The 11,437-nt window shown below is 65.5% G+C and carries 12 protein-coding genes; 2 read left to right on the top strand and 10 right to left on the bottom strand.

Features of this window, described 5'->3' with window-relative positions:
* The 5 genes from PY310_RS21745 to PY310_RS20740 form a co-directional block, all read right to left on the bottom strand.
* On the bottom strand, positions 1 to 125 hold a 125-nt coding region (locus tag PY310_RS21745; protein WP_419095499.1), incomplete at its 3' end, for a transposase.
* 203 nt (positions 126 to 328) lie between these two features.
* On the bottom strand, positions 329 to 676 hold the full coding sequence (locus PY310_RS20725; protein WP_003802221.1) for an RNA polymerase-binding protein RbpA: 348 nt from the start codon (positions 674 to 676) through the stop codon (positions 329 to 331).
* Between the two features lie 275 nt (positions 677 to 951).
* Positions 952 to 1,890, bottom strand: coding sequence for an SPFH domain-containing protein (locus PY310_RS20730; RefSeq protein WP_275216498.1), 939 nt, complete (start codon positions 1,888 to 1,890; stop codon positions 952 to 954).
* A gap of 54 nt (positions 1,891 to 1,944) precedes the next feature.
* On the bottom strand, positions 1,945 to 2,409 hold the full coding sequence (locus tag PY310_RS20735) for an NfeD family protein (protein ID WP_275216499.1): 465 nt from the start codon (positions 2,407 to 2,409) through the stop codon (positions 1,945 to 1,947).
* A gap of 102 nt (positions 2,410 to 2,511) precedes the next feature.
* Positions 2,512 to 3,399 carry a putative RNA methyltransferase gene (locus tag PY310_RS20740; protein ID WP_275216501.1) on the bottom strand — a complete coding sequence of 296 codons (888 nt, stop codon included), beginning with the start codon at positions 3,397 to 3,399 and terminating at the stop codon, positions 2,512 to 2,514.
* Positions 3,400 to 3,479: 80 nt separating this feature from the next.
* Here PY310_RS20740 and PY310_RS20745 point away from each other — a divergent pair, with 80 nt between their 5' ends.
* Positions 3,480 to 5,462, top strand: a complete 1,983-nt coding sequence (locus tag PY310_RS20745) for a S9 family peptidase (protein ID WP_275216503.1) — start codon at positions 3,480 to 3,482, stop codon at positions 5,460 to 5,462.
* A 12-nt stretch (positions 5,463 to 5,474) separates the two neighbouring features.
* On the opposite strand, the gene PY310_RS20750 is transcribed toward PY310_RS20745, so the two are convergent.
* Complete coding sequence (locus tag PY310_RS20750; RefSeq protein ID WP_275216505.1) at positions 5,475 to 6,140, bottom strand: peptide deformylase; 666 nt, start codon at positions 6,138 to 6,140, stop codon at positions 5,475 to 5,477.
* 60 nt (positions 6,141 to 6,200) lie between these two features.
* Between PY310_RS20750 and PY310_RS20755 the strand changes: the two genes are divergently transcribed.
* A complete protein-coding gene (locus PY310_RS20755) occupies positions 6,201 to 6,620 on the top strand; it encodes a nuclear transport factor 2 family protein (protein WP_275216506.1) in 420 nt (139 codons plus the stop codon).
* Positions 6,621 to 6,659: 39 nt separating this feature from the next.
* On the opposite strand, the gene PY310_RS20760 is transcribed toward PY310_RS20755, so the two are convergent.
* The 4 genes from PY310_RS20760 to PY310_RS20775 all read right to left on the bottom strand — a co-directional run bounded on the left by PY310_RS20760 (position 6,660) and on the right by PY310_RS20775 (position 10,824).
* Positions 6,660 to 7,802: an FAD-dependent oxidoreductase gene (locus PY310_RS20760; RefSeq protein WP_275216508.1), complete on the bottom strand. Its 1,143-nt coding sequence runs from the start codon at positions 7,800 to 7,802 to the stop codon at positions 6,660 to 6,662.
* A complete protein-coding gene (locus PY310_RS20765) occupies positions 7,795 to 8,454 on the bottom strand; it encodes a class I SAM-dependent methyltransferase (RefSeq protein WP_419095532.1) in 660 nt (219 codons plus the stop codon). Before PY310_RS20765 ends, PY310_RS20760 begins: the two co-directional genes overlap by 8 nt.
* A 46-nt stretch (positions 8,455 to 8,500) precedes the next feature.
* The gene (locus PY310_RS20770; protein WP_275216511.1) at positions 8,501 to 9,718 is read right to left on the bottom strand and encodes a type III polyketide synthase; all 1,218 of its coding nucleotides are present in this window, start codon (positions 9,716 to 9,718) and stop codon (positions 8,501 to 8,503) included.
* A gap of 158 nt (positions 9,719 to 9,876) precedes the next feature.
* Positions 9,877 to 10,824, bottom strand: a complete 948-nt coding sequence (locus tag PY310_RS20775; protein WP_275216512.1) for a hypothetical protein — start codon at positions 10,822 to 10,824, stop codon at positions 9,877 to 9,879.
* Positions 10,825 to 11,437 lie beyond the last annotated feature (613 nt).

Here is an 11,437-nt window from a genome sequence, read left to right on the forward strand (position 1 = left end):
TAAGCGATGCCCTCCACGACTTGGCGGTGGTTCCGGAACGGGCGACCGCGCTGGCCGTCGGAACTGGGCAGCAACGGCTCAACGCGGGCCCACTGATCATCGGTAAAGACTTGGAAACGAGACACGCCCCCAAGTTTTCCAGCCGGCGGTCAGCCTATTTGGGAGACACGCCCTAGCAGACGCCCGGTTCGCGGCGGCTATGCCGGTCTGCGACCGGTGTGACGCGACGAAAAGGCCGGCCCGGCAACGCCATCAAGCGTTGCCGGGCCGGCCTTATCGATCAATTCAGTGTGCCCCCGGTCAAAGAGGGGCTGTAACCGCCAGTGGGTCAGGCGCTGCGCCGTTCACCGCGTCGTTCACGCAGGATGGTCAGCCGGTCCTCGAGAATCTGCTCGAGCTCCGGGAGCGAACGCCGTTCCAGGAGCATGTCCCAGTGGGTACGGACGGCTTTTTCGTTGCTGGTGTCGGGGCGTTCGCCGTCTACCAGGAGCGCTTCCTTGCCGGTCTTGGAAACCCACACAGGAGGAATTTCAGCCTCTGAAGAGAACGTGACGAAAACCTGCTCGCCGTCCTCGCACCGGTATTCCACACGCTGACGCGGGGCCGGCTCCACGCCGGACTCGGTCTCCATGCTTTGCGCACCAAGGCGCATACCCCGCAGGCTGCGATCGCTCATGTTTTCTCCCTCTGGTCGGTTCGCGGAGCTAGGGCCCCACGCAAGCCGGTGCATTTTAACCGCCCCGGACTACTCTGTGCGCTGTGTTGCATCAATAGATTCAACGCATTGCGCAGCGTTCTTGTTCCAGCGGATCTGGTCCGCCCGGACAAACACTCAATTATACCGGCAGGTGAGCCTGTCAGCAAACATGGCGGGGAAGCCCGGTAGGCGTTCAGGGGCCGCGCCACCTGTGAGGCGGCGCGGCCCCCGGTCCGCAGCGTTCCGAGCCGGGCTCAGGGCTGTTGGGCGGGTTCCTCGTCGAAGAGGCCGCCGGAGCGCGGATCAGGATTGGTGCCGCCCAGCGCGTTGCCGATGCCCTTGAGCGCTTCCCCGACTTCGCTGGGAATGATCCACAGTTTGTTGGAGGAGCCTTCGGCAAGCTTCGGCAGGGTCTGCAGGTACTGGTAGGCCAGCAGTTTCTGATCCGGGTTTCCCTTGTGGATGGCGTCGAAGACTTTCTGGATGGCTTGCGCCTCGCCGTCGGCCCGGAGAATGGCGGCCTTGGCGTCGCCTTCAGCTGCGAGGATCGAAGCCTGCCGCTGGCCCTCGGCGGTGAGGATGGCTGACTGCTTGGTTCCCTCCGCGGTGAGGATGGCGGCGCGGCGGTCGCGTTCGGCCCGCATCTGCTTCTCCATGGAGTCCTGGATTGAGTGGGGCGGGTCAATGGCCTTCAGTTCGACGCGCGAGACGCGGATTCCCCAGCGGCCGGTGGCCTCATCGAGGACGCCGCGAAGCTGACCGTTGATCTGGTCGCGGGAGGTCAGGGCCTCTTCGAGGTTCAGGCCACCCACCACGTTACGAAGGGTGGTTGTGGTGAGCTGTTCCACAGCCTGGATGTAGTTGGCGATTTCGTAAGTGGCCGCCCGCGGATCAGTGACCTGGAAGTAGACCACGGTGTCGATGGAGACCACCAGGTTGTCTTCGGTGATGACCGGCTGTGGCGGGAAGGAGACGACCTGTTCCCGGAGGTCCAGCAGCGGCAGGAGCCGGTCCACAAACGGAATCAGGATGGTGAGTCCCGGGTTGAGCGTGCGCTGGTATTTTCCGAGGCGTTCCACGACGCCGGCCCTCGCCTGCGGAATGATCCGCACCGAGCGGACCAGAACAATTATCACGAATACGATCAGGACCACCAGCACAATGGCTAAGGCGACTCCTCCTGCGTTATCCATACATCTCCTTAACCCCAATTATTAGGCTGTATCCAACACTCTTCGTGACGCTGACTACGGCTGGTCTGTGTGCTCCTGCGGTGCCGTGACAACGGCGGTGGCTCCTTCGATGGCGGAAACCACTGCCTTCTGGCCTGCGGGCAATACCGCGCCGGCGGACCTGGCGCTCCACACATCGCCGCCGATCTTGACCAGGCCGCCGGTGGAGCTGACTGCCTCCATCACGAGCGCCTGCTCGCCGATCAGCCGGTCCACATTAGTCCGCTGTTCGGCGGGGCCCTTCTTGAGGTGGCTGAGGGCCACCGGGCGGACGAAAGCGATCATCAGCAGGGACACCACACAGAAGACCACGATCTGCAGCCACAGGTCAGCACCGGCAAAATCGGCAACGATGGCAGCGAGCGTCCCGCCGCCGAGCATAATGAAGAACAGGTCAAGGGTGATCATCTCGATCACCGCGAACGCAAGGAAGGCCGTGAGCCACAGGGCCCACCAGTTTTCACCGAGCCATTCAAACATTCCGTCCCCCTTGACCATCCGGTAGCTGTCTATTTATCCTAGTCCGCCCCAAAGCCCCGGGGCAGGTGGCCAGGAACGCGGGCCGGGAACGTGGCCAAGTCGTTACGCGGCGCCCTCCGCAGGGCGGAAGACGGTGATCCTGAACAGGGCTTCCACGCCGGACACCGGTTCCTTCGCTTCCAGTTTGACGGCAAGTGCGTCGCGGTCCAGATGATGCCCGGCAGGTCCCATGAAGGCCAGGTCCGCCATCTCTCCCGGGGTCAACCTCAGCCGGACATCAACGTCGCGGGCTGACTCCGGTACAAAAAAGCCGGCCAGGGATTCTGCCAGCCTGGCATCCTTGTGGTCCTCGATGGCCAGCATGCCGGCTTCGGCGGCCAGCGAAGCCAAGTGGCCGGCACGCGGTGTCACCACGACCAGCCGGCCATCCGCTCGCAGCACGCGGGCGAATTCGCCCGCGTTGCGGGGTGCGAAGATGACTGTCACGACGTCGGCGGCAGCGTCGGCCACAGGCAGCGGCTGCCACACGTCGCAGACGAGGTTGATGGCTTCCGGGTTCAGGCGCGCGGCGCGGCGCAGAGCGAATTTGGAGATGTCCAGCGCGACGGCGGTGACGTCGCCGGCCACCCGGCTGACGTCGTCGAGCACGGCCCGCAGGTAGTGGCCGGTACCGGTTCCCGAATCGAGGACAGTAAACGGCTGTCCGGGCTGAACGAGGGCCAGGACGGCCTGCGAGACCGCGTCCGCCAAGGGACGGTAGTGCCCGGCGTCGAGGAAATTGAACCGGGCCGCCACCATGTCCGCCGTGTCGGCTTCGAAGACGGTCCCCTTGCCCACCAGCAGGTTGTAGTACCCCTGCCTGGCAGCATCAAAACTGTGGCCCGCACCGCACACCAGCCGTGGGCGGGAACCTTCGTCCGTGGGGCGGTGGACCATCAGCTCTCCGCCGCACAGCGGGCAGCGCAGGGGAGGGGCAGGGGTGGAGGGCATAGCCCCTATCTTAGGCGGTTGAGTCCCTCCGGCCGCCGGGATGCTGTCCGCCCCGCATGGCTCAGGTTAGGCTCACGTGGATGAAGCCAGAACACCTGCCGTTGCTCAATACCGTGTCGCCGCCCGCAGCGCATCCCGACGGAACCCGCGCTGTTGTGTCGGTGACGAGGCCGGACCTGGAGGCCGATGCCTATGTGGGGCAGTTATGGACTGTCCCGTTGGATCAGGAAAAGCTGCCGCGGCGCATCACCAGGGGCTTCCGGGACACCGCGCCGGCATTCTCGCCGGACGGACTGGTCCTGGCATTCCTCCGGGCCGACGGACCGTCATCAAAGGCGCAGCTGTGCGTTGTGGAGGCCGACGGCGGCGAACCGCAGGTCATCACCGACAGGCTTCTGGGCGTGGAGACGTTCTCGTGGTCCCCGGATTCGCAGCGAATAGTCTTCAGCTCCCGCGAGCCCATGGCCGGGCGTTACGGCACCGCGGCAGGCATCGCGCCGGAAGCGGAAGAGCCGCGGCTGGTAACCACGCTCGATTACAGGCTTAACGGTGCGGGCTACACCCGCGATAAGCCCCGGCAGCTGTTCCTCGTGGCGGTCCCCGAACTCGGAGGAGAGCCTGACTCATCCGTGCCCGACTCCCGCAAGGTCACCTCCTTCAGCACGGATACCGGTCCAGGAACGTTTAGCGCCGACGGGTCCGCGGTCTATTTCACGGCGGCGCCGCCGGCGGACACCGACGGGCTGGCCACTGCCATCTACCGGTTGCCGGTCACGGGAGGCGAGCCCGTGGCCTTTGACCTCGCGAGTCCGGCCAGGCAGACGATCGCGGAGGTCCGGGAGTCCAGGGATGGCCGATGGCTGTTTTTCATTGCCCGGGACCTTGGCGGATCCGGCATGGACTTTGTGGCGCGCAACGCCGTGCTCTTCTGCGTGCCGACTGGAGGCGGCGTTCCGGTTCCGTTGACGGACCCGGAAATGATGGATGTCCTCCCGCCGGGCAGCGGGATTGAACTCCGCGGTCCGGACCGCGCCCTGGTGCTAAACAATGCGGAAGGCACCGTGGAACTCCTGGAGTTGGGTGCCACCGGCGAGCATGCGCTCCTGGTGCACGGTGACAGGGCAGTGACCGCGGCGGCCTGGGCCGGCGGCTCCCTGTTCGTGTCGTTCGCCGATCCCTCCAGCAGCGGTGACCTCGCAGCTCTGGACGATGGACAGTTGAGGATCCTGACGGACTTCTCGGCCACTCTGCGGAACAGCACGGACATTACCGTGCCGCAGGAGGCCACCTTTGACGCGCCGGACGGCTATCCCGTGCACGGCTGGGTGCTGAGGCCGGCAGGCCAGGGGCCGCACCCTGTCCTGCTCAACATCCACGGGGGCCCGTTTACCCAGTTCACCGTTGCCCTGTTCGATGAGGCCCAGGTGTATGTGGATGCCGGGTATGCAGTGCTGATGTGCAATCCGCGGGGTTCCGCAGGTTATGGACGGGATCACGGGATGGCCATCAAGGGCAGGTTCGGAACGGTGGACATGCAGGATGTGCTGGCGTTCCTGGACGGCGCCCTGGCGAAATATGCCGCCCTTGATGCCGGGCGGCTGGGCATCATGGGCGGCTCGTACGGCGGTTACCTTACCGCTTGGACCATCGCACACCATCACCGGTTCGCGGCCGCCATCGTTGAGCGGGGATTCCTTGACCCGGTCAGCTTTGAGGGCGCGGCCGACATTGGCTGGTACTTCGGAGCCGGATATCTGGGGAGCTCTGACGATGCACTGGCTAACCGGAGTCCGCTCAAACTTGCCGCCAGGGTGCAGACACCCACCCTGGTGATCCACAGCGAAAATGATCTCCGCTGCCCGTTGGAACAGGGACAGCGCTACTACGCGGCCTTGAAGCGGGAGGGGACGGAGGCCGAGCTCTTGATATTCCCCGGCGAAGACCATGAGCTCTCCAGGTCAGGGCGTCCGCGGCACCGGCGGCAGCGGTTCGAGCACATCCTGCGTTGGTGGGCCCGCTTCCTCCCGACACCGGCGAATCCCGGCGAAGCTTCGAGCGGGTAGGCGGTTCATCGTTCAGTGAAGTTCGGGCAGGAATCCCAGCCCGGCGCGGGCCTTGGCGATGCCCGGCTCAGCCCAGTTGGCGGCGTACTCGGCGTTGCTGCTCAAGGACCTCAGTTCCGCGCGGTCCACATAGAGGGTGCCCTGCAGGTGATCGGTTTCGTGCTGGACAATCCGCGCCTGCCAGCCGGCGAACTCCCGTTCCATGTCCCTGCCGTCAGGAGCGACAAACCGGAGCAGCACCCGTTCATGGCGCACCACCACGGCCTGCAGCCCGCTGAGCGACAGGCAACCTTCGAAGAAGGCCGCCGTTTCCGGGCCCACCGGCGCATACCGCGGGTTGAGGATGGCCAGGAATTCCAGCGGCATGCGGTGCCGGATGGCGGCGGACTCCGGGTCGACGTCGAACTGGTCCTCCACGACCGCCAACTGCAGCGGAATCCCAATCTGCGGGGCCGCAAGTCCCACGCCGGGTGCCTCATGCATGACATTGCGCATCAGCACAATGAGCTGCTCGAGCTCGGTATCACTGATCTGGCCGGCAAAGGCCGCCGCCTGCTGCCGGAGCACGGGATGGCCGGCCTGCACGATGGGCGGCACGACGCCGGCAGCGAGGATCTGCTGGACCCGCTCGCGGAGCTGCGCGGGCGTGAAAGGAGTGGGCGGCGAAACGGCAATCATGGGGAAAGCCTAACCGGCTGCAGACCTGTGGCGGCGGCCCGGTGGGCTAGTGTCGGAGCCATGGCAGAACTGACTTCGTCCGAATCCGCCGCCCTGGGATGCGTCCTGGATTTTATCCGGACCCTTGAGGCGGGAGGCGGCGGCCAGGCGATCCGGCGCTTCCTCTCGGAAGACTTTCGCCTCGACGAGGCGCCACATCTGCTCGCTCCCGAAGGATCCACCCGGACGCAGGCGCAGGTCCTTGCGGGCGCGGACCAGAGCGGCGAGGTGGTGGCCAACCAGAAGTTCGAAGTCCGGCGGACAACCTGCGAAGGTGGCCGCGTTGTCCTGGAAGCGGATTGGTCCGCAACTGTCCTGATGAACTTGAAATACTGGGATGCCGGCGAGACGATTCGGGCCAGGACGTCATCGGTGTTTGAGGTTCGCCAGGGCTTGATCGTGAGCCAGGACAGTTACGACTGCTACTACCTGAATTCCTGACCCGCCGGCTGCCGACCCCACGTTGGTCCTGTCAGCCGGTTATTGCATGGTGAACCGCCGGGCCACCAGCCTGTTGGCCGGCGGAAGGCCCGCCACCGTGCCAAGCGCCGCGTTCCGCAGGCCCAGCAGTGGCGGGGCCAGGGGGCGTCCCAAGGCCATGTTGGCCCCCGCCTGCCATCGTGCGCGGCGGGCTGCTTTGCCCCGCCGTGAAGCATAGGCACGCAGAGCACTGCCTACCGGGCGGCCGGCCAGGGCAGCGCAGATAATGGGTGCCAACTCTGCCGCATCCAGCCAGCCCAGGTTCATGCCCTGGCCGCCTATGGGGCTGATTTCATGTGCCGCGTCACCGACGAGCACCGCACGGCCCGCCACCAGCCGGCACGCCAGGGACGAGCGCGGGCTGAAGCTGCTGAGCATGGTGTTGGTTTCCGGGTCAGGCCGGACCCCGGTGCGCTGGTGAACCAGCCGGGACAGCCCGGCGGCGTCCACGCCGGGATCCGGGCGCCCGGTGCGGACCACCCACCGCCGAAGGCCGCCGGGAAGGGGAAAGGACTCCACGATCCCTCCGGTTTCGAGGTACAGGACGGCCTGCTGCCCGTGGTCACCGCCTGCCGCGAAATCCCCCATGATGTAGTGGTCCGGGTAGGTCTTTGTGATTACCGGGATATTCAGCAGGCTCCGCACCGGAGACCGGGCACCGTCCGCGGCGATGAGGAGGCGCGCGGTGACCCGTCTGCCCGCGCCGCCCTCCACCGGCGCTGCAATCGCCGCGGTGACCAGGCCGCCGTCGTGCATCACTTCCGACACCCGGGCTCCCCGCACGAGGGCGGAGGCATCGAGTTCCTGGACACGCTGTTCCAGTATGGATTCGGTCGCGAACTGGGGGAGGGACAGCACAAACGGAAAACGGTCTGACACGGTGGCGAAGGACATGGACCCCACGGTCCGTCCCCGGCTCAGCGCGGTTCCGCTGCGGATCGGCACGCCGGCACGCACCAGGGCGCCGGCCACACCCACTTTGTCCAGGGCCGCAAGGGCCGGCGGGTGGATGCCGATGGCGCGGGAATGCCGTTCACGCCGGAGCCGCTGTTCGAGCACACGTACCTCCACCCCTGCCTGAAGCAGCAGACCGGCGAGGTACAGGCCTACCGGACCTCCGCCCACAATGATGACCTCAGTCATCGGGATGGGCCGGACGATGAATGAGGACCTGATGGAAGGGCGCGTGGCGCTGGACGTGCCAGCCCGGGGGAGCGGCGGCGGTCAGTTCAACGGGCGTGTAGCTGCGCCGGATCGATACCAGGCCGTCGGCGCGGATGAAGGACCCGCGGAAGGGAAGGGCGGCAAGGGCGAACAATGCGTACGCTGCCGTGCTTCGGCGCAAGTCGTTGTGCAGACATAGCCGGCGTGCCAGAGCCTGCGAATCGCTGAGGAACCGGGCCAGCTCGGCCGGCTGCAGGTGATGAATGACATGGTTGGAAATCACGACGTCGAATTGTTGCCCTTCGCGGACCAACCCGGCGCTTCCCGCCTGCACGAACCGTACGTTGGGGCTGTGGACGGTTGCGGCTGCGAAGCTGTGGGCTCTGCTGTCCGGGTCTATGCCGGTGACATCGATTTTCAGCCTGTCCCGCCGGGACCACAGGGTGAGGAGTCGGGCCAAATCACCTCCGCCGCTGCCGATATCCAGGACGGTGGTGACGGTGTCGGGGGAGAGAAACGGCCTCAGTTCCTTGACATAGAGCAGCCTCCAGCCGGCAAAAAGACGGTTGACCAGTGCGAACTGCCGGTAGGTCCGTTCCAGTTTCGCGGGATCGCAGTCGGGCGCGTCCATGAGTTCCACCGCATCCCCAGCCCGCCGCCGCATCGGCATTGCCGGCTCAAGCCCGAGAAGCAGCCGACGCCCAGGCCTGGCTCCGGTACCCGGGACGGGCTTGGCTCTGCCCGGCCGGCGGGAGCGGCGCGCCGGCCTGGCGAAGCTTGGTGAAGAGCCCTGTTTCGACGGTGAGTCCGGGCCCGAAGGCCATCGAGCAGATGCGGTCATCGCCGTCCTCCGCCGGCAGTTCCAGGATGTGCTTGAGCACAAACAGAACGGTGGCGCTGCTCATGTTGCCGAACCTCCGCAGCGTCTCCCGGGCAGGGACCAGTTGCTCGTCCGAAAGCTCCAGGCGCGATTGCACTTTGTCCAGGATGCTGCGTCCACCAGGATGAATGGCCCAGTGGCGGATGTCACGGTAGGGGAGTCCGAGCAGCGACTGATCGCGGGACAGGAGCGGTTCGAGGGCGCCGATGATGTGGTCGTCAATAATGTGCGGCACGTAGTTGCCCAGGACCATTTCGAAGCCGTGATCGCCGATGTTCCAGGCCATGGATTCCTCGCCCACCGGAGTGAGCACGGTTTCGAAGTGGTCCAGCCGGAGCAGGGCGGGTGATTCCGGAGCGTTTTGTGCGGTGACGATGGCGGCAGCGGCACCGTCGGCGAACAGTGCGGAGCCCATGATGGTGTCCGGATCGTTGGAGGTCCGTACGTGCAGGGAGCACAGCTCGGCGCAGACCACCAGCACCACGGCCTGCGGATCTGCCTCGCAGAACGACTTGGCGGCCCGCAGCGCCGGGAAGGCTGCATAGCAGCCCATAAAACCAAGGTGGTACCGCTGGACAGCGGGGTCCAAACCAAGCGCACGGACAATCTTGTAGTCGGGACCGGGGTTGAAGAAGCCGGTGCACGAGACCGTGATGACGTGAGTTATGTCAAGCAAGGTCAGGTCCGGACAGGCGGCCACGGCGGCCTGTGCGGCCTCAATAAAAAGGGCAGTGGCCTGTTCGGCGAAGATCCCGTTGCGCACCTTGGTGGATGGATTCAGCAGGAGGCCCGTGGCGGGATCAAAGAACTGCGGATCATCCGACCGGAACGCCATGGTCATTTCCTCGACTGCCGTATGCCGGGTTTCAATGGCCGCTGAGTCAAAGCACGTAGTCACCAGGCGCGAACCGAGCCTGGTCAGGCCGGGTTGAGCTGCGAAGACGTCCCGCGCCTCGGTCTGGATCAGCACGGTGGGCGGAACAGCAGTTTCCAGTGAGCGCAAGTAGACCGTCATTGGTTCATTCTTGGTGAGCACCGGGCATATGACAATGGCACGGGCTGGCTGGGCAGCCCACGGGAATTGTCCTTCGCCGGTCCCGGCCCACGAAAACGGGGGCCGGCGAAAATTCGCCGACCCCCGAATGGCCTCCGGTTGCGTCCGGCGCCTTGTTGTTACTGCTTTACAAGAGCGTTGCCATAGCCGGCATCGCAGATGCCGTCGTGAATCACGCCTGCCCCCGGAGCCACGGCATAGTTGCTCGCGGGATCGAAGACAGCGGTGTTGACGTCCGTGACCTTGGCAGCGCAGTTGTCGGCGCCGCTCGCGCTCATGCTGGCGCCGCCGATCCACATGTCGATCCAGATGGTGGAGTTGGTTCCGTTGGCGTTGACGCCCTGGTGGCAGGGGCCGCCCTGGGGATCGTTGCCGTCGCCGCAGGTGTCTTCGACGATAAAGTAGCGGCGCACGCTGGGCAGGTAGATCCGGGTGCCGGCGGGGAAGTCCAGCACGGACTGGCCAGTGGCCTTGGAGTGGCCCACGGCGATGGTGATCGGATCAGCGTAGGTGCCGGTTCCGCCGGCAGTCTTGTGCAGGATCGGGTGGCTGATGGTGGCGGAGCCGGCCGGAGTGTTGTCGTGCCACGTGTACGCCGTTGTGTACGCGGTGGTGACAATGCGCTCGGAGGTCGAGGCCGGGAGGACAGGCGCCGGAGCGGGCTTCGACGCCGGCGCTCCACCGGCAGGCGCAGCAGCAGGTGCGGGAACGGCCATCGGCGTGCCGGACGGCTTGGGTTCAGCAGCCTTCTTTTCAGCTGCCGCCGCGGCGGCAGCCTCGGCTTCCTTAGCCTTGTCCGCCGCCTGGGCTTTCTCGGCTTCCTGAGCTTTCTCAGCTGCCTGGGCCTTCTCGGCAGCGGCAGCTGCTTCGGCCTTTTCGGCGGCGGCGCGCTGGGTGGTACCCACCGCATCAGCCGATTTGTCGTGTGTGGAGCTCGCTTCAACCCCGGTGTTGGCCGAGACGGAAGATGGTGCGGATGAGTTGGGGACGCCGGTCACGGAACCACAAGCCGAGGTGGCGAGTAGGACCGAGAGCATGCCGGCGGCCAGCAGATTGTTTCTGCGCATGGAAAACAAAGCCTCTTCATGGGGGTGCGGAAACGGGCGGTCCTTGGGGACGGATCCTGCCCGGAAAGGTCACGGTCTGCGAACGCAAGGACGCTGCCACCTGGGGTGATAGCACACGCAGAAGCATTGAGGGCGCTGCGCGAGGCGTGTGCGCGGACCGGTTACCCAAACGTTACCTTGGCTGGCCCGCGTGAAGCCAATCGTCGGCGCGCCGCGAAAGCCCCGGATATCCGGGGGCGAACGGCCATTCCCGGCTGACCTTGCAAAACAGTGAAGGAACGACCAAAAGCTCCCGGCTCATCGTTTGCCACGACGTCGCTGGAAACCATGGGCGACAACTCGTGAGCGCCCGGAGTTGCCGTTTTGTCGTCGCTCACCGGAACTTGCGGCTGCGAGAAGTCCTGCCGAATCCGCAGTTAAGGGGCGTCCCCGCAGCTCCTTCTAAGCCTGCCGCCATAACGCCGATAATCTACATTATGTAAAGTAGTAATGACTCTAAGTGCTATTCCTGCACATCGTGAGGATGTGGGAAACGCCTGCTGTACCTCCCCTAAAGCGGTGCTGACCAGCGATTTTGCCTTGACGGCAGGATTGCCGGGGTTCTGAAGGTGCG

Origin of the sequence: Pseudarthrobacter naphthalenicus (genome assembly GCF_029076445.1) — a bacterium.
GTDB lineage: Bacteria > Actinomycetota > Actinomycetes > Actinomycetales > Micrococcaceae > Arthrobacter > Arthrobacter naphthalenicus.